Source organism: Brevundimonas sp. (assembly GCF_041919755.1).
Taxonomy (GTDB): domain Bacteria; phylum Pseudomonadota; class Alphaproteobacteria; order Caulobacterales; family Caulobacteraceae; genus Brevundimonas.
Map to the genome: position 1 here is coordinate 38,486 of NZ_JAYRTD010000002.1, position 21,554 is coordinate 60,039.

At 66.4% G+C, this 21,554-nt stretch carries 19 protein-coding genes and 1 tRNA gene; 7 read left to right on the top strand and 13 right to left on the bottom strand.

Going from position 1 to position 21,554, the window contains the following annotated elements; translation table 11 throughout:
• Nucleotides 1-4 precede the first annotated feature (4 nt).
• Entirely contained in the window at nt 5-1,141 is a 1,137-nt protein-coding gene (queG, locus tag ACE3TH_RS02980) for a tRNA epoxyqueuosine(34) reductase QueG (protein ID WP_374597198.1), read from the top strand.
• Between the two features lie 19 nt (nt 1,142-1,160).
• Nucleotides 1,161-1,739, top strand: a complete 579-nt coding sequence (locus ACE3TH_RS02985; protein WP_374597200.1) for a hypothetical protein — start codon at nt 1,161-1,163, stop codon at nt 1,737-1,739.
• A gap of 15 nt (nt 1,740-1,754) precedes the next feature.
• Here ACE3TH_RS02985 and ACE3TH_RS02990 read toward each other — a convergent pair whose 3' ends face one another.
• The 3 genes from ACE3TH_RS02990 to ACE3TH_RS03000 form a co-directional block, all read right to left on the bottom strand.
• Nucleotides 1,755-3,692 (bottom strand): M1 family metallopeptidase, encoded by a 1,938-nt coding sequence (locus tag ACE3TH_RS02990; RefSeq protein ID WP_374597202.1) that lies wholly within the window; start codon nt 3,690-3,692, stop codon nt 1,755-1,757.
• Between the two features lie 55 nt (nt 3,693-3,747).
• Nucleotides 3,748-4,998, bottom strand: coding sequence for a multidrug effflux MFS transporter (locus ACE3TH_RS02995; RefSeq protein WP_374597204.1), 1,251 nt, complete (start codon nt 4,996-4,998; stop codon nt 3,748-3,750).
• Nucleotides 4,999-5,079: 81 nt separating this feature from the next.
• A complete protein-coding gene (locus tag ACE3TH_RS03000; RefSeq protein ID WP_374597206.1) occupies nt 5,080-5,412 on the bottom strand; it encodes a hypothetical protein in 333 nt (110 codons plus the stop codon).
• A gap of 189 nt (nt 5,413-5,601) precedes the next feature.
• On the opposite strand from ACE3TH_RS03000, the gene ACE3TH_RS03005 reads away from it, so the two are divergent.
• The gene (locus ACE3TH_RS03005) at nt 5,602-5,901 is read left to right on the top strand and encodes a hypothetical protein (RefSeq protein WP_374597208.1); all 300 of its coding nucleotides are present in this window, start codon (nt 5,602-5,604) and stop codon (nt 5,899-5,901) included.
• Nucleotides 5,902-5,906: 5 nt separating this feature from the next.
• On the opposite strand, the gene ACE3TH_RS03010 is transcribed toward ACE3TH_RS03005, so the two are convergent.
• A tRNA-Leu gene (locus tag ACE3TH_RS03010) sits at nt 5,907-5,991 on the bottom strand.
• A gap of 141 nt (nt 5,992-6,132) precedes the next feature.
• Here ACE3TH_RS03010 and ACE3TH_RS03015 point away from each other — a divergent pair.
• Together ACE3TH_RS03015 and ACE3TH_RS03020 are read left to right on the top strand one after the other, a co-directional pair.
• Nucleotides 6,133-7,077 carry a RimK family alpha-L-glutamate ligase gene (locus ACE3TH_RS03015; protein WP_374597210.1) on the top strand — a complete coding sequence of 315 codons (945 nt, stop codon included), beginning with the start codon at nt 6,133-6,135 and terminating at the stop codon, nt 7,075-7,077.
• The gene (locus ACE3TH_RS03020; protein ID WP_374597212.1) at nt 7,074-8,114 is read left to right on the top strand and encodes an LLM class flavin-dependent oxidoreductase; all 1,041 of its coding nucleotides are present in this window, start codon (nt 7,074-7,076) and stop codon (nt 8,112-8,114) included. The genes ACE3TH_RS03015 and ACE3TH_RS03020 overlap by 4 nt, the downstream gene beginning before the upstream one ends.
• 6 nt (nt 8,115-8,120) lie before the next feature.
• Here the strand turns inward: ACE3TH_RS03020 and ACE3TH_RS03025 are convergent, their stop codons facing one another.
• The 7 genes from ACE3TH_RS03025 to ACE3TH_RS03055 all read right to left on the bottom strand — a co-directional run bounded on the left by ACE3TH_RS03025 (nt 8,121) and on the right by ACE3TH_RS03055 (nt 14,839).
• Entirely contained in the window at nt 8,121-8,675 is a 555-nt protein-coding gene (locus ACE3TH_RS03025; protein ID WP_374597214.1) for a DUF1453 domain-containing protein, read from the bottom strand.
• Between the two features lie 1,023 nt (nt 8,676-9,698).
• Nucleotides 9,699-10,706 carry a fumarylacetoacetate hydrolase family protein gene (locus tag ACE3TH_RS03030; RefSeq protein WP_374597216.1) on the bottom strand — a complete coding sequence of 336 codons (1,008 nt, stop codon included), beginning with the start codon at nt 10,704-10,706 and terminating at the stop codon, nt 9,699-9,701.
• A 53-nt stretch (nt 10,707-10,759) separates the two neighbouring features.
• Nucleotides 10,760-11,026, bottom strand: coding sequence for a hypothetical protein (locus tag ACE3TH_RS03035; protein WP_374597218.1), 267 nt, complete (start codon nt 11,024-11,026; stop codon nt 10,760-10,762).
• Nucleotides 11,026-12,114 carry an isoaspartyl peptidase/L-asparaginase family protein gene (locus tag ACE3TH_RS03040; protein WP_374597220.1) on the bottom strand — a complete coding sequence of 363 codons (1,089 nt, stop codon included), beginning with the start codon at nt 12,112-12,114 and terminating at the stop codon, nt 11,026-11,028. The genes ACE3TH_RS03035 and ACE3TH_RS03040 overlap by 1 nt, the downstream gene beginning before the upstream one ends.
• A gap of 39 nt (nt 12,115-12,153) precedes the next feature.
• On the bottom strand, nt 12,154-12,864 hold the full coding sequence (locus ACE3TH_RS03045; protein ID WP_374597222.1) for an ABC transporter ATP-binding protein: 711 nt from the start codon (nt 12,862-12,864) through the stop codon (nt 12,154-12,156).
• A complete protein-coding gene (locus ACE3TH_RS03050; RefSeq protein ID WP_374597224.1) occupies nt 12,861-13,865 on the bottom strand; it encodes a FecCD family ABC transporter permease in 1,005 nt (334 codons plus the stop codon). Before ACE3TH_RS03050 ends, ACE3TH_RS03045 begins: the two co-directional genes overlap by 4 nt.
• On the bottom strand, nt 13,862-14,839 hold the full coding sequence (locus ACE3TH_RS03055; protein WP_374597226.1) for a hypothetical protein: 978 nt from the start codon (nt 14,837-14,839) through the stop codon (nt 13,862-13,864). Before ACE3TH_RS03055 ends, ACE3TH_RS03050 begins: the two co-directional genes overlap by 4 nt.
• Before the next feature lie 131 nt (nt 14,840-14,970).
• On the opposite strand from ACE3TH_RS03055, the gene ACE3TH_RS03060 reads away from it, so the two are divergent.
• Nucleotides 14,971-16,734 (top strand): peptide MFS transporter, encoded by a 1,764-nt coding sequence (locus tag ACE3TH_RS03060; RefSeq protein ID WP_374597228.1) that lies wholly within the window; start codon nt 14,971-14,973, stop codon nt 16,732-16,734.
• A 69-nt stretch (nt 16,735-16,803) separates the two neighbouring features.
• On the opposite strand, the gene ACE3TH_RS03065 is transcribed toward ACE3TH_RS03060, so the two are convergent.
• A complete protein-coding gene (locus tag ACE3TH_RS03065; RefSeq protein ID WP_374597230.1) occupies nt 16,804-18,849 on the bottom strand; it encodes a TonB-dependent receptor plug domain-containing protein in 2,046 nt (681 codons plus the stop codon).
• A 172-nt stretch (nt 18,850-19,021) separates the two neighbouring features.
• Between ACE3TH_RS03065 and ACE3TH_RS03070 the strand changes: the two genes are divergently transcribed.
• Nucleotides 19,022-19,996, top strand: coding sequence for a TraB/GumN family protein (locus ACE3TH_RS03070; RefSeq protein ID WP_374597232.1), 975 nt, complete (start codon nt 19,022-19,024; stop codon nt 19,994-19,996).
• 26 nt (nt 19,997-20,022) lie between these two features.
• Here the strand turns inward: ACE3TH_RS03070 and tldD are convergent, their stop codons facing one another.
• Nucleotides 20,023-21,453 carry a metalloprotease TldD gene (tldD, locus tag ACE3TH_RS03075; protein ID WP_374597234.1) on the bottom strand — a complete coding sequence of 477 codons (1,431 nt, stop codon included), beginning with the start codon at nt 21,451-21,453 and terminating at the stop codon, nt 20,023-20,025.
• Between the last annotated feature and the right edge of the window lie 101 nt (nt 21,454-21,554).

Sequence of the window (21,554 nt, forward strand, 5' to 3'; positions counted from 1 at the left end):
GGCCATGACCGGCGACTTCCGCGACACAATCCGCACCGCCGCCAAGGCCCTGGGCTTCGACGTCTGCCGGTTCGCCTCGGCGTCCGAGCCGTGGAGTGCGGGCGAGCGGCTGGCGCATTTCGTCGAGGCGGGGCGGCACGGCGAGATGGGCTGGATGGAGACGACGCTGGAGCGGCGATCCCATCCGACCGCCATGTGGGACGGAGCGCGGACGGCCATCGTCCTGGGACTGAACTACGGACCGGGGCATGATCCCCTGCCGGAGATGGCGGATACGCGAGCAGGATACATATCGGTCTATGCGCGTGGCGACGACTATCACGAGGTCATCAAGGGGCGGCTGAAGACGCTGGCCGGTCAGGTGGCGGCGCGAACGGGCCAGGACGTGAAGGTCTTCGTCGACACCGCACCTCTGATGGAGAAGCCTCTGGCGCAAAGGGCGGGCCTGGGCTGGCAGGGGAAACACACCAATCTGCTGAGCCGGGATTACGGCAACTGGCTGTTCCTGGGCGTGATCCTGAGCGCCGCCGACATCGAGCCCGATGCACCTGAGGCGGAGCATTGCGGGTCCTGCACCGCCTGTCTGGATGCGTGCCCGACGCAGGCGTTCCCCGCGCCGTTCCAGCTGGATGCGCGGCGGTGCCTGTCCTATCTGACCATCGAGTTCGCCGGGCCCTGGCCGGTCGAGTTCCGTAAGGCGACCGGCAACCGCATCTATGGCTGCGACGACTGCCTGGCCGTCTGTCCCTGGAACAAGTTCGCATCGGAAGCGCATGAGGGTAGGGTGAAGGCGCGGGAGGCCTTTGTGTCGCCGCAGCTGGCCGATCTGGTGGTGCTGAACGACGCCGCCTTTCGGGCGCTGTTCTCCAAGAGCCCCGTCAAGCGTATCGGTCGGGACCGGTTCGTGCGCAATGTCTTGTATGCCATCGGTAACAGCAGAGATGTCGCGCTGATTCCTTCCGTTGAGCGGCTGCTCACCGACCGGGCCCCGGTGGTGCGCGGGGCCGCAATCTGGGCCCTGTCGTGTTTGGTGGAGCCGGCGGCTTATCAGGCTCTGACCGACCGTCATCTACTGACGGAAGAGGATGCGTCTGTGCGGGACGAGTGGACGCGGCCTGCGACGGCGGGCATTGTCGGCTGACCCGTCGCGGAGTGCCGTCATGCGATTGTTGCTGCTGACTCTGGCCTTCCTGACCGTGGCCGGACCGGCCCTAGCCGAGGTCACCCTATCCTTCTATGCCCACCCAGGCGCGCGGGTGCGAGGTGGCTATCTGCTGTTCCCCCATGCCTATGTACAGGCGACGGGTACGCTGGAGGCGACCGGCGAGCCGGTGGACTGGGCGGCCGGCTTCACGGCCCGAAGCCCCGGGCCACAGTTGCTGTTTGTCTCGGGGCGGGGCGTGGTCGCCACGCCCGAAGCGCGCTACATCGGAGAGGGCAAGGGCTATCTGACCGTCACCGTCAGCGATGAGACCTATGCCGCCATTCGCGCCCGGGCGGACTGGTGGAACGGGCCTGACGGCTGGACCTACGACCTGCGCCGTCGGAACTGCATTACCTTTATCGCCGATTTGATCCGGATGGCGGGCCTGGCGACCGCGCGCGAGCCATCAATGAGCCCGGGGCGCTTCTTCGAGGAAACGGCGGCTCTGAACCCTGACGCAGCCTACCGACCGGTCGCCATGTCGCCAGCCCCCTCAGCGGAAGCCGGCGAAAGCGACGCTGCACCGGTTCGCTAGTTTCGGACTGCCGCCCTACTGCGGGCGACCCACCACGGCATCCACGGAGTTGGTTGTCACCGGGTGATAGCCGGGCCGCGCTTCGGCATAGAGACGGGTCGCGATCGCACGTCCCCACTCGCCCTGGCCCCACAGGCTGGTGAACAGGGGCAGGACGAACTTGCGGCGGCCCTGGGTGGTCAGGAATCGCTCCAGCGTCGGCACGGCGGGCTGGTAGCGATGCTGAACCGCGATCTGCAGCCAGGCGAAGACCAGTTCGGCATTACCCTCCTGCCGCAGGTTCAGGGTGGTCTCCAGATCGGCCAGCTGGGCATCGCTGAACCAGCGACCCGAGGCGGGCGGCACCGGTGGACGCCAGGCCAGGAAGCGCTGGCGCTCCTGAGTCGACCAGTTGGCCCAGGGAATGGCCGAGGCCGGTCCGCCCTGTACGAAAGCCAGGGCTGCCGCGTCCACGGGGGCGAAGGCGTCCGACACCGGCGGCTGCCAGTTCGACGGCATGCCGGGCTGATAGATCCAGGCGTCCATCATCAGCTGCGCCTCTAGTTCCGGCGTCGTCACCAGATGGGTGCGGATGTCCTCCAGGAACAGCTCGGTCGTCATGGGCCGGAAGGCGTTGCGCTCGAAATAGCCGGTCAGCCAGGCGTCGAACTTCTCGCGACCCACGATACGCTCGATGGTGCGCAGGAAGGCGGCTCCCTTTTCATAGGCAATGTCGGTCAGGCCCTCGTCCGGATCGCGCCCGGCCAGGTCCAGCTTCAGCCGTGTGTCGGCGGGCGGCAGGCTGGCCAGGGTGTCCTGAAGGTCGCCCCAGCCCAGGGATTGCAGCATCAGGGCGCGGTCGCGGCCCTCGGTCGCCTCCATGATCCGGTTTTCGAAATAGACGGTGAAGCCCTCGTTCAGCCAGAAGTCGGCCCAAGTCGCATTGGTTACCAGATTGCCGGACCAGCTGTGCGCCAACTCATGCGCGACCAGGCTGACCAGCGACCGGTCGCCGGCGATGATGGTGGGCGTGGCAAAGGTCATGCGCGGGTTTTCCATCCCGCCGAACGGGAAGGAGGGCGGCAGGACCAGCAGGTCGTACCGGCCCCAGCGATAAGGGCCGTACAGGGCCTCGGCCGCATCGACCATTTCGGCGGTCGGGATCAGCTCTTCGTGGGCGGCATGCAGGCGCGACGGCTCGGTCCAGACGCCGGTGCGTTCGTCGATGGCCTGAAAGTCGATGTCGCCGACGCCGATGGCGATCAGATAGGGCGGCACCGGATTGGTCATGGCGAAGCGCCAGCGCTTCTGGTTGTTCGGGCCGGGCTCGCCGCTGGGCGTCAGGCTTTCGGCAGACATCACCACGGCCAGGTCGGAGGGGACGGTGATGGTCGCCTCCCACGTCTGGCGGATGCCGGGACTATCTTGGGTCGGCACCCATGTCCGGGTCAGGATCGCCTGGCCCTGGCTGAACATATAGGGCTGACGGCCGCCCGCGGTCTGGGCCGGGGTCAGCCATTGCAGGGCCGCGGCATCAGGGCGGGTCGCATAGGTGATGACGATTTTGCGCGCCTCTCCGATTTGCACCGTCAAGGCGTGACCCAGGATCGGATCGTCACGACCTTCGGTGAAACGCAGGGCCTGGCCATTGCTGTCGGTGATCGAGCGGATGTCCAGATTGCGGGCGTCCAGCACGATCTCCGTCGCACCCGGCCGGGCGGCGATGTCGAGGGTGGCGGTGCCCGACAGGCTTTTGGCCTCGAAGTCGGCGGTCAGGTCCAGGGCGACGTGGGTCACCCGCGCGATATTGGGCTGGGCGTAGGTGTGTATGTCCTGCGGGATGGGGCTCATCGCCTCCGATGCCGCGATGGCCGCGACAGCGCCGGGATCGGTCTTCATCGCGCCTGTCGTCTGGCAGGCTCCCAGCGCCGTCGTCAGGGCCATCATCGAAACCATCATCAGGGGGCGGACCATCACGCGTCTCCTCGCATCAACTGTGCCGGGACAACGCCTTGCCCTGACGAAAAGATCAAGGGGCGGACGCGGTCGCAGCCGTGTTTCGTCCGGTGAACAGCCGGCCCTTCTCGGCGACGAGTACCAGCACCAGAGACGCCAGCCCCAGGCCGACGAAACCCAGAGTCATGGGCGTGGCGCTGCCGTTGAACTGCTGACCGATCAGAAAGCCCAGGCTGGCCCCGAAGGTAGTCGAGATGAAACCCTGGGCCGAGGAGGCCGTGCCCGCGATATGACCCATCTTCTCCATCGCCATCGACCCGAAGTTGCCCGCGATGAAGCCGAAGCAGAACATGGTGAGACCTTGCAGGATGGCGAAGGTCCAGATCGTTTCCAGGCCCATCAGATTCACGGCCGAATGGATCGTGGCCATGACAATGAAGCCGATCAGGGCGGTGTGCGAGATCAGTCGGGACCCTAGCTTCTCAACCAGTCGCGCGTTTAGCAGGGATGCCACGGCGATGCCGCCTGCGACTGCGCCGAAGACGGTGGTGAACAGGTGCGGGGCCTCGAACACGTCGAAGAAAATCTGCTGGCTGGAGTTGATGAAGCCGAACAGCGCGCCTGTGATGCAGGTCATGGCCAAGGTGTAGCCGATGGACTGGCGCTCGGTCAGGGCCTGGCGAAAGGCCCCGGCGATGCGGCTGATCTCGATCGGCATCCGGTCGTCGGGTGCCAGGGTTTCCGGCAAACGGATCGCGGTCCAGATCATATAGGCGCTGCCGGCGAGGGCCAGGACGCCGAAGATCCATGGCCAGGGCGCGACTGTGAGGATCAATTGGCCCAAGGTCGGGGCCAGGATGGGGATGCCGAGGAAGACCAGAAAGCTGAGCGACATCACCCGGGCCATGGTCCTACCGGAATAGCGGTCGCGCACGATGGATACGGCCAGCACCCTGAGCGCCGCCGCGCCGATGCCTGTGCCGACGCGGGCCGCAATCAGCAATTCGAACGTCGGGGCAAACGCAGCCAGCGCGCTGAAGATTACATACAGGCTGAGGCCGAACATCAGCACCGGCTTGCGGCCATAGCGATCAGCCAGAGGCCCATAGATGATCTGGGTGACGCCGAAGCCAAGCAGATAGGCCGTGACGACCCATTGCCGACTGTTCTCGTTGGCGACGCCCAGCGCCTCGCCAATGGCGGGCAGGGCGGGCAGCATAGAGTCGATGGCCAGCGCATTGAGTGCCATCATCATGGCGATGAGGGCGACGAACTCTGGAAAGCCGGGTCTTTTGACGGAGGTTTCAGTGCCGGCTTTTGTCATGCCGGGTCAGATGCGCCCCGTGGACGTGCGCCGCAACCTCGCTGCCATGACATTTCGCAACAGCGAAAACTGACAGACATTCTAGGGCGTGAACTGGATCGTGCGGGCAAACTGCACGTCACGCGGGCCGGGATCCACGCGGCTGTCCTGCACCAGCGCAACTGCCGCTTCGCCAAAGCCCAGGCCCGGATGGGTTTCGCCCAGCACGACGCAGGCTTCCACCTTGCCGCTGGCCCGGGCCGTGCACTCGACCGTCACAGCCACACCCGCCAGGACCGGAGCCTCGGCCTCAGCCTCATCCTTCGTCTCCGTCGTCGCCATCGCGGGCGGAAATTCCACCGATGACGCCTCGCGCCAAGTCGAAGGGTCGGTCGGACCGGCGGTGAGGGCAATGGCGAACAACAGGGCGATCATGGGGCTAGCCTCCTTGCCCTGTTAATGATCCCGAAAGGACTGCGTTCCGTCAGACGGTGACGTGAGCGGGCGAGCAGCTTTGCCATATGAACGATTGCTGACAGCCAAGCTGTCGGTGCGTTCAGCCAAGGTTTGCCAGAAGGATTCCATCGAACCGGGTCAGACCGGCACACTCGAAAGGACATTCCGATGGCCAGCGCAGCTCTGCAAACCGCTCCAGTCAGCGCCGAGATTCGTGCGCTGATGACCGCACCCGAAACCCGCACCGATCGCATCGCCCGCCTGCAACGCGAGGCCCGTGCCCTGGCGCTGGACGATGTCGAAGCCTTGGTCCGCCAGATGGCCGAGGTCGTGCGGGCCGCCGATGATATTGCCCAAGGCGGGGACGCCTATCCGGTCGGGGTGCGCGACGCCGCGCAGCGTCTGGCGGTCGATCTGCAGGCGCGTGCAGACACGCTGAGAGCGATATCGGGCCGCGTGCTGATCTGAAGAGATGGTGCCCCGGGTCGGACTCGAACCGACACTCCTTTCGGAACCGGATTTTGAGTCCGGCGCGTCTACCAGTTCCACCACCGGGGCCCGCGTCGCGTCCTTTAGCCGGACTGGACGGCCCGTGCCAATAGTCCGTGCCAATAGGTTGCGACCAGCCGTCCACCAGAAGCACGCATTTCTGCAACCGGCCCTCTTGCGTTTCATCGTGGTGTAACGCATCTGGCGTTCATGAGCGCTGCTGATCTGCCCGACCTTGCCGTCGTCTATGAACATCCGGAGTGGTTCGAGCCGCTGTTCGCAGCGCTGGAACGGCATGGCGTCTCCTATGTGAAGGTGCCGCTGGCAGGGCATGGGTTCGATCCCGCCGGATCGCCGGCCCCGGCACGGGTGGTGTTCAGCCGCGTGGCCATGTCGTCCTTTCTGCGCGAACCGGAGCACCCGATCTTCTATGCTCACAGCCTGTTCGATCACTGGCAGGGACAGGGCACGCGTGTGGTTAATGCTTCGGCGTTGACCATCGACACCTCCAAGGCGCGTCAGATGAGCCTGATCGCGCGGCTGGGGCTGAAGGGGCCGGCGACGCGGGTCGCGCACCGGCAGGCGGACATTCCTGCGGCGGCGGAGGGACTGCGGTTCCCGGTCCTGGTCAAGGCCGATATCGGTGGCGCGGGCGCAGGCATCACCCGCTATGAGACGCCCGAGAAACTGGCCGAGGCGGCGGGCGAGAAGTGGTGCCCCGTCGGGGTCAACGGCATCTCTTTGGTCCAGGAATATGCGCCGCGTCGCAGTGGCAAGATCACGCGGGTCGAGACCCTGGGCGGCAAATATCTATACGCCATCGACATCGAGAGCCCGGGGGACGCTTTCGACCTGTGTCCCGCCGACGCCTGTCTGGTGCGGCCGGGTGCGCCGACCCTGACCATGACCAAGGCGACGCCGCCGGACGAGATCATCGCGGCGGTCGAGCGTCTGGCCGTGGCCGGCGAGATCGAGGTCGGTGGCGTCGAGTATCTGATCGACGACCGGGACGGCTCGGTCCTGTTCTACGACATCAATGGTCTGTCGAACTTCGTGGCCAATCCGGTCGGGGTTCTGGGCTTCGACCCTCACGACAATCTGGTCGCCTGGCTCAAAGGCATCATCGACGACGAAAAGAGAAAGGCCGCGGCATGAGGTATGGCTACTGGGCCCCGGTCTTCGGCGGCTGGCTGAGAAACGTCGACGACGAGCGCGAAGCGTCTTGGGAGAACCTGTCGCGACTGGTCCGGCGCTCGGAAGAGATCGGCTGGGACCTGACGCTGATCGCCGAGCTGAACCTGAACGACATCAAGGGGATCGAGGCTCCGGCTTTGGACGCCTGGTCCAGCGCAGCGGCCCTGGCGGCGGTAACCAGGACCATAGAGCTGATGGTGGCCGTGCGGCCAAACTTTCATCAGCCGGCCCTGTTCGCCAAGGCGGCGGCCAATATCGACCGGATTTCCGGCGGTCGACTGGCGCTGAACGTCGTCTCGTCCTGGTGGGCCAAGGAGGCGGAAAGCTATGGCCTGCAGTTCGACCAGCACGATGACCGCTACGCCCGCACCACCGAATGGCTGCAGGTCGTGGATCGGCTGTGGACGGAGAAACGCACGGATTTCGAGGGGCAGTTCTACACGCTGAAAGACGCGATCGTGGAGCCCAAGCCGACCTCAACGCCTGCGCGGCCACGCCCCGTCATCTATGCAGGCGGCGAGAGCGAGGCGGCCAAGATCCTGATCGCGCGCCACTGCGACGCCTATGTCATGCACGGCGACGAGCCGGAGCATATCGCGGCCAAGATTGCGGACATGAAGGCCCGACGCGAGAGCTTCGGCCTGCCGCCCATGTCGTTCGGCATGGCCGGCTATGCCGTCGTGCGCGACAGCCAGGCCGAGGCGGACCGCGAGCTGGAGCGGATCACCACCATCCCCGGCCTGGCCGAGGGCAAGCCGCCCGCCGGCTTCGCCAACTTCGACCAATGGCTGAGTGGCACCGAGCTGGAGCGCGAGCTGAAAATCCGCGAATACAGCGTCTCCAACCGCGGACTGCGCCCCGGCTTCGTCGGCACGCCCGAGACGGCGCGCGAGCGGATCGCCGAGTTCGAAGCCGCCGGGCTGGACCTGCTGCTGCTGCAGATGTCGCCTCAGGAGGAAGAGATGGAGCGGTTCGCGGCCCAGGTGATCAAGGGCTGATCGCGCTCAAGCCGGTGTCTGCTCCGGCTTGATCGGTTCGACATGTGGGTCGGCTTGACCGTGTTGGATGCGTCGGGCGCGAATGAACATCTCCACGCGCTGCATGATGACAAGCCCAACCACGAACACCATGAAAGCATCGGCCAGCGCCAGAGGATTAATATGCCAGGCGGCGGCATTGGCCTCCAGCCAGCCGCGCAACAGGCTGCGTCCGGCCAGCAGGCCCACAATCAGGATTAGGCCCAGCGGCGAAGCGCGGGACTTCAGCGTGCCATCCGCCTCGCGGAAGATGGTGGTCATTCGACCGCGCCACCACCCGACCGAGCCGCCCAGCATCAGCCCGACCGCCAGCATGGCCCATTCTGCCGGACCGAAGGGCGAGTGATCGACCGTCGGCGAATAGGTCATGCCCCATAGACCCAGCCCGATCAGGACGGTGATCAGCAGCGGCACAACCCACATCCATTGCGGTCGCAGTGTGCGAGGTTTCCGGCCCTTCAGCAGAATGACCAGCAAAGCGATCCCGACGCCGATTAAAGGTCCGTACTGGTCAGGTGACATGATTGATCATGGTTCGCATCGGTCAGCTCGAAGCGGCGATACTGGTCAACTTCGCCGCCAAAGTGAAAGCATCTTTTTGCGATCGATCGCCTTCATGAGTATCGATGCCTTCAGCGCCTGATAAGCCCCGAGGCTGCGGTAGGCGTACCTTCCTGTTCCACAGTGAAGTTCGTGCGAAAAACGAAACGTCTGGGACGAATTTCTGCGCCGAACTGCGTTGAATGGGTCAGGCGCGCGCCGCCCATCGCATCCAATGTTGCGCGCCCGAATCGGCCGTCATGTGGGTGCTCACTCTCTATGACGCAGTCACGCGCTCGCCCGGACTGATCTGCTATGCAGCTGACCACAGCGTGGCCGCGAGCGTATCGGGTCTGGGGATACCGGATGCGGGGGCGAGTTTGCCAGCTTAAGCCGGTCGGCAGGCCATTGTCTGGCAGGGCATCAAGTTCCGCGTCTCGGGGATCCGTAAGTGGTTTGCCACAGCGGGTTAAAGTCTCATCGATGGCGGAAGCCGACGTAGGAAGGTCAACGACGTAGGTGACATCAAGCCCGCCGGCAGCAGCGCCCGGCACAGTCAATCTAAGAGACCCCCCCTTGCGGAAGGTGCGGGCCAAGGGGGCGGGCATATCGGCCACGGCCACCGTCGGCTCGGTTGTCGTAGTCCATCCTGTCTCATAAGCATCGTCTTCGCCGAACTTCAGACGCAGCATCCGACGCTCAGCCTGGCTGGCCGGCAGCCCACTAACGACGGCGGAAAAATCTCCATTCCGGCATCGGAAGCCAAGACCCAAGCCGTTGGTGAACTGGGTGTAGGCCATGGACGTGCGTGTGCTGGCATCGCCGTGCAAGTCCCAATCCTGCGCAGCCTCTTGAGCCGAGGCCGATGACGCTACGGCGACAGAAGTTATGAGCAGAACGGCGAGACGCATGGGAGATACTCAGGCGATTGAATGCGATATTAGCGTGGACACACGACCTATGGGACGCAAGCGTCGCGGTAGCTCGATCAGTTTTCGTCAGACGCTAAACCGCCTCCACCGTCTGTTCGATCGCGCCAAACAGGGTGTGGTGATGTTCGTCCAGCATTTCGATGCGGACGGTGTCGCCGGATTTCAGGAAGGGTGTCTCGGGCTTGCCGCGCAGGATGGTCTCGACCGTGCGGATCTCGGCGATGCAGGAATAGCCCAGGCCACCTTCGCTGACGGGCTTGCCGGGGCCGCCGTCGGCGTCGCGGTTCGAGACGGTGCCCGAGCCGATGATGGTGCCGGCCCCCAGGCTGCGGGTCTTGGCCAGATGGGCGATCAGGGTGCCGAAGTCGAAGGTCATGTCGGTCCCGGCGTCGGCCTGACCGAAGTCCTGACCGTTCAGCTGAACCGACAGGGTGCCGTGCAGCTTGCCGTCCTTCCAACGGTCGCCCAGCGCGTCCGGCGTGACGAAGACGGGCGACAGGGCGCTGGCGGGCTTGGACTGGACGAAGCCGAAGCCCTTGCCGAGTTCTGCTGGAATCAGATTGCGCAAGGACACGTCATTGACCAGCCCGACCAGGCGGATGGCGGCCAGGGCTTGTGCGCGCGTCGCGCCTTGGGGCACGTCGCCGGTCACGACCACGACTTCGGCCTCAAGATCACAGCCCCAGGCTTCGTCGGCCAGCGGGATGGGATCGCGGGGGGCCAGGAAGCCGTCGGAGCCGCCCTGATACATCAGCGGGTCGGTCCAGAAGCTGTCGGGCATCTCGGCCCCTCGCGCCTTCCGCACCAGTTCGACGTGGTTCACATAGGCCGAGCCGTCGGCCCACTGATAGGCGCGGGGCAGGGGGGCCGCGGCGTCGCGTTCGTGGAAGCGCCCGCGCGGCACGCCGCCGTGTTCCAGGCTTTCGGCCAGGGCGCGCAGGTCGGGCTCCAGCCGGTCCCAATCATCGAGTGCCGCCTGAAGTGTCGGCGCGATCAGGAAGGCGTCCGTGAACCAGTTGAGGTCGTTGGAGACGAGGACGAGGCGACCGTCGCGGCCGTGCTTGAGCGAGGCGAGTTTCATGCCTCAAGGCCTAAACGGTTTTTCCGCAAAGGGAAGCGGGCGTCTGGCTTCGATCAACCGGGCGGGGTGATCAGGGCCTTGGCCTCGGCCCCCGTGCGGGCCCCCATGTCGCGCACCTCGACCTCGACGGCGACGGCTCCCTCCGGCTGGTGCGCCCACAGATAACGGCGCTCGACCTCGACCTCGCGGCCCGAGGGGGCAAAGCCGGTGAAGATGTCGCCCCATGGCGTCACCGCTTTGAGATCGGACCAAGGCAGGGCGCAGGCCGCGTCCAGCTCCTCTATGGCCATGGCGGAAAGTTCGTCGCCGGGAGGTGTCATCAGTAATCCGCAGGCACGACAGACTCGTCGGCATAGATGGCGACGCCCGCCGGTCCGGTTCCAGACACGGCCCCACGATACATCCCCGAAGTGGTCATGGCGAAGGTGGGGACGCCCTGCCGGTCCATGACGATCACGCCGCCCGATCCGCCCAGAGCCAAGGCTTCGTCGACCTCGGCCTGCCCAGCTGCCTGAGCTGCGCCTCCCGCCGCCATCCGCGCACAGATATCCCGCGCCACCGTGGCCCGGATGAAATACTCGCCGTCGCCTGTGGCCGAGACGGCGCAGCCATCGGCGTTGGAGGCATAGGTGCCCGCGCCGATCACCGGCACATCGCCGACGCGGCCCCAACGTTTGGCGGTCATGCCTCCGGTCGAGGTGCCTGCGGCCAGATTGCCGGACTGGTCCAGGGCCACGGCACCAACGGTTCCGAACTTGCGCTCGTTCAGGGGCGGGACTTTGCGTTCGTCGATGGCGGCTTGCGGGCCGGGCGCGCCGGCAGGCCGGGCGGGGATGGCCTGGTTGCGCGCCCTGAGCGCCGTCTCCAGCCCCTGCCAGCGTCTCTCGGTGAAGAAGAAGCTGGGCTCGACCTGCTCCAGACCGACCGAGGCGGCGAACACGTCGGCACCCGAGCCGATCAGCATTACGTGCGGGCTCTGCTCCATCACGGCGCGCGCGGCGGCGATGGGGTGGCGGGTGGTGGTCAGGCCCGCGACTGAACCGGCGGTCAGGTTCGAGCCGTCCATGATGGCGGCGTCCAGCTCATTGCGGCCCTCGGCGGTAAAGACCGCGCCACGCCCGGCGTTGAACAGCGGCTCGTCCTCCATGATCTGGATGGCCGCCTGGACGGCATCCATGGCCGTGCCGCCACGGGACAGGATGGCCTGACCCGCTTCGAGCGCGCGGGTCAGGGCCGCGCGATAGGCGGCGTCCTGCTCGGGCGAAAGGCTGTCGCGCTCGATCACGCCTGCGCCGCCGTGGATGGCGAAGGACCAGCGCGGCGCTTCGTCCTGGGTGGTCTGGGCGAACGTGGGCGTGGCCATCAGGGCCAGGGCAACGGCGGCGGGGATCACGTGGGTTAGGGTCATGGAGCGCAGCGTCGGTGATCGCGTCGCCGAACTCAAGCCTCAGGTCGTGATCGCCTGACCGCAGCAGGGACAGACGGCGTGGGCAATGCCGAACAGGGCAGTCAGGGCAGCAGGTGCCAGCGTCCGCTCGGGCGGCCCGATCTCGATCCCATCTGGACCCAGCGCCATCACCTGATCGGCGCGTGCGGCGAAGGGCAGGTGGTGGGTCGAGGCGATGACGGTGCGGCCTTCGGCGGCCAGGCTGCGGATCGCCGCTTCGACCGCCTGGGCATGGGCCGGGTCCAGCATGGCCAGGGGCTCGTCCAGGATACAGACGGCGGCGTCCTGGACGAACAGACGGGCGATCAGGACCAGCTGTTGCTGACCGCTGGACAGGCGGTCGAAGGGGCGGGCTGAGAGGTCGCAGATGCCAAGCCGTTCGAGCGCGCCCTCAGCCGCCTTCAGATCGGCTGGGGCCAGACCCGCAGCCCAGCGGCGATTGCCGGCACGGCCCAAGGCGACCAGATGCAGCGACGAGAAACCTGCGCTGACTTCGCCCGGCGGCGGCAGCCAGGCGGCAGGACCATCGCGCGAGACTGTGCCGTCCAGCGGCGGCAGCAGACCCGCCAATGTCTTCAGCAGCGTCGTCTTGCCTGCCCCATTCGGGCCGATCAGAGCGATGACCTGACCGGCGTCAAAGGTTTGGTCGAGCGTGGGCAGCCGAAAGCCCGCACGGCCGGCGACCATCCGATACAGGGTCAAGCCACTCATGCCCGCCGCGCCGTGGCGATGAACAGGGCCAGGAAGGCAGGGGCTCCGACCAGCGCCGCCAGCAGGCCGACGGGCAGTTCCGCCGGACCGAAGGCGGTGGCCAGGCGATCAATGGCCAAGGCTGCGAGGGCACCGATCGCCATGGAGGCAGGGATCAGGCGGCCGGCCTGTTCTCCGACAAGGCGGCGTGCGGCGTGGGGGGCCAGCAGCCCGATCCAGCCGACCACGCCCGCGACGGCGACGGCGGCAGAGGTCATCAGGGCGGCGGCTGCCAGGGCGATTACGCGCAAGGGACCGGCAGGCAGGCCCAGAGACCGCGCCTGCTCTTGCCCCAGCGACAGCACGTCGAGCCGGAAGCCCAGCCAGATCAGTGCACCCGCCCCGACGATAATCGGCCCGAGACTGGACAGGACCTCGCCCATGTCGGCCCGGGTGAAGGAGCCCAGCAGCCAGTAGGTGATCGACGGCAGTTGCGAATAGGGTTCGGCCGCGATGACGACCAGTCCCAGCCCGGCTGTGGCCAACGCCCCGGCGACGATGCCGCACAGGATCAGGGCCAGTCGCCCGTCGGTGTTGTGCGCCCTGCTGCCCGCCAGGCCGGCGCAGATCAGGGCCAGCGCCCCTGTCGCCAGCCCGCCCGCAAAGGCTGCGCTCTGGACCATCCAGGCCCCTGCTCCCAGCAAGAGGGCCGTCGCCGCCCCCAGCCCCGCGCCCGAGGTCACGCCCAGCAGATCGGGAGAGGCCAGCGGGTTGCGGAACAGGATCTGGAATGCCGCCCCCGCGCCCGCCAGCGCCGCACCGCATGACAGGGCCGCGAGCAGGCGGGGAAGTCGCAACGACAGGGCCAGTTCGGCCTGAGCCGACCCTGCGCCTACCATCGCCCGCAGAAGGTCGGCAGGCTCCACCCCCAGCGGACCTGTCGCCATGACCACAAACCCGAGCGCGACGATCAGCGCGGCCAGAAGCGCGGTGGTCAGGGATGCAGGCGATGGTCTCCTCACCGGATCCAGCGCGGGCGGGCGATCTCGACCGGCGCCATGCCATAGAGGCGGCGCGTCAGCGAGCCGATGGCCAGGGCGCTGCCCTCCGGATCGGCCAGCCACAGACAGCCCAGCAGCCGGTTCACCGACGGTGGCCGGTCGACCCAGCCGAACGGCACATCCGGCATCAGCAGCAGGCGACGCCGCGTATTGTTTCTGCGCCAGGCCCAGACCGGGTCGCTGCGCATGGTCTCGGCGAAACCGGGACTGAGGGTCACGATCGCCTCCGGATCCCAGGCGGCGACTTGTTCGCGGGTGACCCGGCCGATGTCCTGGCCGCCGACGGCCACATTGGCCCAGCCGGCCCCTTCCAGCACCTCGGTGGCGAGCGCGCCCGTGAAGCCCGTCTCCAGTCCATCATTGCCGCGGGCATAGTAGAAGCTGGGGCCGGCCGGGGCCTTGGCCCATGCCGAGAGCGTTTCTGCGGCCTGGACAGCGAGCGGTTCTACCGCCGACGCCGTCCCCAACAGGCGCGCCGCCTGACGCAGGGCCTCCGGAATGTTGCGCAGCGCCCCGTCGATAAGGGTCCATTCGACGCCCAGTCGCGACCTCATCCGTTCGGCCAGAGCCTGATACTCCGGGTCCGTGTCCCCGTAGTCGATCACTCGGCTGGGTGACAGGGCGGCGATGGCTTCGAGATTGGCGGCGGGCCCTGTGCCCGAAAGGCTGCCCAACTGGGGCAGTTCCGATGCCGACCGAGGCAAGGTCGCTAGGCAGTCCGCAGCCGGGCGACGTGGCCACCCTGCCAGCCGCTCACGCGCGACGGCCCAGATCAGCAAGGCGGCGGGCTGACCCGCAGCGACCACGTCGCCGCGCACGGCGGTCTGCTGGGCTGGGGCGCACGCCGACAGGGCCGCCAGGCCTCCCAGTCCAGCCAGAGCCGATCGCCGTGTCGTCGTCATGCCGTCCGCTCGTCCGTTCGGGGTCGTCGGCATAGTGCCGTCTGAACCCTGCCGATGCCAGCGAGGAGCGAATTTACCCTTAACCCTTGTCCGGACATGGTCCGTGTGCTGGTTATGCGCCCTTCGCGCGTCAGGTGGGGCGCAGCATCATAGGGAGTGAGCCGTTGAGTACGACGGACGCAGGGGGGGCGCTGATCGGCGATCCTCGCAAGACGTTTCTGGGGCACCCGCGGGGGCTGGTGGTCCTGTTCTTCACGGAGATGTGGGAGAGGTTCTCCTTCTACGGCATGCGGGCCATGCTGACTCTGTATTTAATCCAGCACTTCCTGTTCGGACCGGTCGAGGCGCAAGGCATCTATGCCGCCTATGGCGCGCTGGTCTATCTGCTGCCGGTCGTCGGCGGCCTGATCGCCGACAAATACCTAGGCTCCAGAAAGGCCGTTATCATCGGGGCGGTCCTGCTGGTGGCCGGTCACTTCACCATGGCCTTCGAGGGCTCGGGCGGACGTGAGTTCATCACCGTCGGCGGCACCGAATATGCGATCCAGGTCGAGGGGCGAAACACCGATCGCCAACTCTACGCCGTGACCGACGCCGGTCGCGTGCCGATCTCGATCGCGCCGGAAGGCATCAGCGTCGTGGATGTAGCCGGTCAGCCTGCTGGCTCTGGTGCTCAACTGGCCACGGCTGCGGCCTTCCCGGCAAGCATCGCGGCCGACGGCTACACGACCCGCACCGAGCGCGATACGCCCGGTGAGATGACCCTGTTCCTGGCCCTGTCGCTGATCATCGTCGGCGTGGGTTTCCTTAAAGCCAACATCTCGACCGTGGTGGGCCATCTCTACGACGAGAACGACCCGCGGCGTGACGGCGGCTTTACCCTCTTCTACGTCGGCATCAACCTGGGTTCGGTGCTGGCCACGGGTCTGTGCTCCTACCTCGGCTTCACCTACGGCTGGGCTTACGGCTTCGGACTGGCGGGCTTCGGTATGCTCCTGGGCCTTGTGACCTTCCTCCTGGGCCAGTCCTGGCTGGAAGGCCGCGGCGGGCCCCCGAACCCCGAGAAGCTGGCGGGGACCAAGGTGCTGGGTATCCCGCTGGAAGCCAGCTTCTGGATCCTGGGCCTGATCGCCGTCTTTCCGGTCTGGCTGCTGATGCAGCGTCACGAGATCATCTCCACGGCCTTGCCTTGGCTGGCGGGCATTATCTTCGCCATCGTCGTCGGCTACACCTTGATCAAGCTGAAAGGGGCAGAGCGCAACCGCATGCTGGTGGCCGAAGTCCTGATCTTCTTTTCAGTCCTGTTCTGGGCCCTGTTCGAGCAGGCCGGTTCGTCGCTGACGCTGTTTGCGGACCAGTCCACGGCTATGCCGTCCTGGTTCAATGCCGGCTACACACAGATGTTCAACCCCGGCATCATTGTGATCTTCGGGCCGATTTTCGCGGCGCTCTGGGTCTGGCTGGCCAAGCGCAACAAGGAACCGTCGACGCCGGTCAAGTTCTCGTTCGGCCTGATGTTCGTGGGCCTCGGCTTCCTCGTCCTGGCCTGGGCGGCAGCGACGCAGGCGGGGGTCGATTTCCGCGTGCCGCTGTTCTTCCTGTTCCTGACCTATTTCTTCCACACCATGGGCGAGCTGTGCCTGTCACCTGTGGGGCTGTCGATGATCACCAAGCTGTCGGTGGATCGTCTGGTCGGAATGATGATGGGCGTCTGGTTCCTGTCCAGCTCGGTGGCCCACATCGTGGCGGGCATCATCGCCCAGGCCACGGCGACCGATACCGTGGCCGGCGTGGTGACCAACCCACAACTGGCGCTGGATACCTATGGCTCCATCTTCGGAACCATCGGCTGGACCGGCGTGGTCGTGGGTGTCCTGCTCCTGCTGCTGTCGCCCATCCTGAAGAAGGGGATGTCTGGCGTCCGGTGATCTTTTGATCGCTGAATAGTCGAAGGCCCGGCGGAGCGATCCGCCGGGCCTTTTTTCTATGCCTAGCTCTCAGAACGTCTTGCGCACCGTCAGGCTCAGGAAGGTCCGGGGGTCGATGTCGCGGGTCTCGGTGATCCGGATCGGGCGGGGTTCGGTGCGGTCAGCGAAGACGGTGCGGTTGACCTGGAAGTCGTCCCAGACGTTCAGCTTGGCCCGCAGGCTCCAGCCGGGGGCGGGTTTGTATTCGATCTCCGCCTCGTAATAGTCCTTGCCCTCGAAGCCCGAGATCTGGTCGGGACCATAGACGTACTGCTCCAGCGAGGTCAGCATCGTCAGCCGGTAGTTGATCTTCCAGCTGGGAATGTCCTGGGTGAAGGTGATGTTCGGCTGGCTGGGGCGCAGGCCGGAAATCGCGCGGATGCGGCCGGTGGTCGGGTCGGTGACCTCGGTGTGGTTCCAGTCGTTGCGGAAGGACAGCTTTCCGCCCGTGACGCCCAATCTGGCCAGTGGCACCACGACATTCAGGGACAGCTGATCCAGCGTCCCGTCGCCGATATTGCCCACGGCGGACAGGCCGTCTTCCAGCGGGATGCGGTCGATGGCGTTGGTGATCTCGTCGTGGCGATAGCCGATGGAGACCACGCCCTCGCCCCAGAAGCGGCGCTCATAGACGATCTCGCCGATCCAGCGCTCTTCGGGCGACAGATTGACGTTGCCGCCCAGAACTTCCTCGTCGCTGAGATCGGCGCTGGCGGCGAAGTCGCCGAAGTCCAGCTGACCCACCTCGCGCTCGACGCGGGCGCGGACCTGATGGTTGGCCCATGGGGTCCAGGTCAGCTGCAGGCGGGGTTTGACGAACTCGAAGGTGCGTTCGGAATCGGCTCCACCCGACTGGCTGATGGTCGAGCGTTCCAGGCGCAGGCCACCATCCAGCGACAGCTTGGGCGTGATGCGCCAGGTCGATTTGCCGAACAGCTCGCCACGCGTTTCCTCAACCTTGACCGAGGCGGACGGCAGGGGCACGGGCGTGCCACCGACCGACAGGGCCTGGGTCGTATCCAGCATATTGTAGGCTATCTCGCCGCCCGCCTCGAACGTCAGGGTCGGCGACCGCTCCCAGCGCAGCAGGCCGCGCAGAATCGATTCCGAGGCATCGCCTTTCGAAGCGAAATCGACCGTCGGCTCGGCCACGCCGCCCATCGTCTCGTCGAAGGTGGCGACATTGTCGAATGTGGTCTGTTCATGGATCAGCCGGGTTTCCAGGCTGAGGTTGGCACGTAGCGGTCGGGTGTAGGTGACACCCATCTCGAAGCTCTCGTCTTCGCTCTCAAAGGTTTCCAGACGGCGACTGTCCGATGAGGTGAACAGGTCGAACCCCTGGAAGTCGCCGACGCCATAGCGGGTCGTGGCGTCGATCTTGCCACCCAGGAAGGGTGAGGCATAGTTCAATCGCGCCGCCGTGCCCCCGCCGTACTGATCGTTGACGTAGGCCTCGTCCGACACGATTGCGCCTGTTCCGTCACGAACGACGGTGCGGCCTGGACCATTGGCGTCGCTGGTGCCGATGCCGTCGGACACGACCAGGCTCCAGACCTTCTCACCGGCACGCGAGGTGTACTGATAGCGGAAGCCGTAGACGTCCCGTCCAGAACCCTCGAACAGGACGGCGTCGGACTGCAGCACATGTTCGCTGCTGGTCGTCGTCTTCAGGATCACGTTCACGACGACCGGATAGCCTTGCATGTCGATGCCGGGGGCGCCGCCGCGGATCAGCTCGATCCGCTCGACCTGGGCCGCCTGGACCCGGTTCAGGGCACTGGAGCCGCTGTCGTTCTTGGAGGCCGGACGCGATCCGTTGATCAAGGCGTTGCCGACGGCCCCTTCGAAGCCGCGCCCGCCGTCGCCATCATCCAGATCAAAGCCGGGTACGCGGCTGACCATGTCCAGGGCCGTATTGGGGCGGGAGTCGGCGAAAAAGTCGGGCTGGAAGATCAGCACGCCCTGCTGACCGGCCTGGGCCTGTGGTGCCGGGGTGTCCTGTCCCGGAACTTGGGCGGAAGCGGCACCGGTGCTCAGCAGGGTGGCGGTGGTGGCCAGCAGGATGGTTTTGGTCATGTCAGGGTTCCCCTCGTGTGTTGGCGAGAGGTGTGGCTGGATGTCGCGGCCGTCTCCAGTTACAAGCTGGACAGGTGGATTAAATCGACGACATCATTACACGGATTTCATGTTTGTGTTCTTGATAAGACAGTTGTCGCAAGAGTTTTATTGATCGAAACAAGGACAGACGATGAGACATAGTCTTGCAGGATTTGCCATCGCCGCCCTGATGTCGGTCGCGACGGTCAGCCTGGCCCAGACGGCACCCCCGACCGCAGCTCCCACCGATCCTCAGGAGGAGGCGACCACGCTGGACGAGGTCGTCGTTCTGGCGCGGCGGTCGGGCGCGCCGATGTGGACGATGACGCAGGGCGACAGCACCCTGATCCTGGTCGGGGCCATCGGACGTATCCCGCGCGACGTGACCTGGCGTCCCGACGATCTGGAGGCGGCGGCCGCGCGGTCTGACCTGATCCTGACGCCTGCGGTGGGACAGGCGTCGCTGTCGGATGTGTTTCGCGTGATCTGGCGGGCGCGCACCATCGGCCAGATGCCGCGCGGGACCACCACGGCCGACTATCTGACCCCGGAGTATCAGTCACGGCTGGAGGCCATCATGGCCGGCGAGCGTAATCAGGGCTGGCGGACCAAGAGCCTGCTGTTCCTCAGCCTGGACCTGATGAAGGACAAGGCCGGATACGGTCAGGGGCGCGAGGGCGAGGACGCCGTCGATGTGATCAAGCGGGCGGCCCGCCGCGGACGGATTGAAATCCGTCCGGTCGGCACGGTGCGCGGCGACGAGATCGTCGACAGCCTGATCACTGCTCCCCAGACTGAACACGTCGCCTGCACACAGGCCGCGATCGCCGCCGCCGAATACGGGCCGACAGCCGGACGCGACCGGGCCGAGGACTGGCGCGCCCTGCGCGTGCCCGATGTCGTGGCCTCGCCCATCGACCGGGCGCTGAACGTCTGCTGGCCCTGGGCCGATCCGGAGATCGGCTCACAGCTTCATCAGCAATGGGCCGCAGCCATCGAGACGGCCATGACGGGGTCCGGTGTCACCATGGGCGTTGCGCCTATCCGCCTGTTGGCGGAGGAGGGCGGCGTTCTGGACGGGCTGGAAGCGCGTGGCTTCGACGTCGTCGGGCCAGCGTGGAAGTGAGTAGTTAGCCACGAGCCGCTAGCCGTTCAGACCGCCGTGCCGCCCACGGTGAGTCCGCCGATCTTGAGCGACGGCTGGCCGATGCCGACAGGCACACCCTGACCGGCCTTGCCGCAGACGCCGACACCGGGATCGAAGGCGAAGTCGTCGCCGATCATCTGGATGTGGGTCAGAGCTGTGGCCCCGTCGCCGATCAGGGTCGCGCCGCGCACCGGAGCCGTGATCTTTCCGTCCTCGATCAGATAGGCCTCGGTGCACTGGAAGACGAACTTGCCATTGGTGATGTCCACCTGACCGCCGCCGAAGTTGGCGGCATAGAGGCCGCGCTTCGTCGAGGCGATCATGTCGGCCTTCGAATCCTGGCCGCCCTCCATGAAGGTGTTGGTCATGCGCGGCATGGGCATGTGGGCAAAGCACTGGCGACGTCCGTTGCCGGTGGCCTTGGCCCCCAGCTGACGCGCCGACAGCCGGTCGTGCATCAAGCCGACCATGATGCCGTCCTCGATCAGGACGGTGCGCGAGGTCGGCGTGCCCTCGTCGTCGATGGTCAGGGAGCCGCGACGGCCGGAAATGGAGCCGTCGTCGACGACGGTCACGCCCGGTGCCGCCACCCGCTGGCCCATCTTGCCGGAAAAGACGGATGAGCCCTTGCGGTGGAAGTCGCCCTCGAAGCCATGGCCGATGGCTTCGTGCAGCAGGACGCCGGGCCAGCCTGCGCCCAGGACGACGTCCATTTCTCCGGCCGGACAGTCCACGGCGTCCAGATTGATCAGGGCCTGCCGCAGGGCCTCATCGACCTGCCATTGCCAGCGATCGGTCGCGATCCAGGTCTCGAAGCCGGCACGGCCGCCTGCGCCCGAGGAGGCGCTTTCGCGGCGGCCATCACGCTCGACGGTGACGGAAACGTTCAGCCGCACAAGCGGGCGCAGGTCCTGCATGCGCAGGCCATCGCCGCGCAGGATCTCGATCTGGCGACGCTCGCCCGTCAGGCTGGCCGAGACCTGGACGACGCGCGGATCGCGGGCGCGGGCCCAGGCGTCGATCTCGGCCAGCAGGGCAATTTTGTCGGAAAAGGCGGGTGAGGCGAGGGGATCGACCGCGTCATAAAGTTTCTGATTGGTGGCGCGGGGGCCTTCGCCGACCGTGGCCGCATGACCGGCCTTGGCGAGGGCGGCACTGTCGGCGGCGCGGCGCAGGGCAGGGCCGGTGATCTCATTGGCATGGGCATAGCCGGCGGTCTCGCCCGCCACGACCCTCAGACCGAAGCCTTCGGAGGCGTCATAGGCGGCCGACTTCAGCCGCCCGTCGTCGAAGACCAGCGATTCGCTCTCGGACCGTTCGAGATAAAGCTCCCCGTCGTCGGCTCCGGCCAGGGCTCCCTGCAGGACCGACAGAGCCTCGTCGGCTCCGACGTCAACGCTGTCGAGAAGGGCGGGCGGGGAAACATGCAAGGTCATGCACGCTAGATAGGGTGTCGCGGGCCCGGCGTCACCCAAGACATCTCCCTCCCCACGAGGGGGAGGGACGGCGAGCGCAGCGAGCCAGGGTGGGGTAGTGT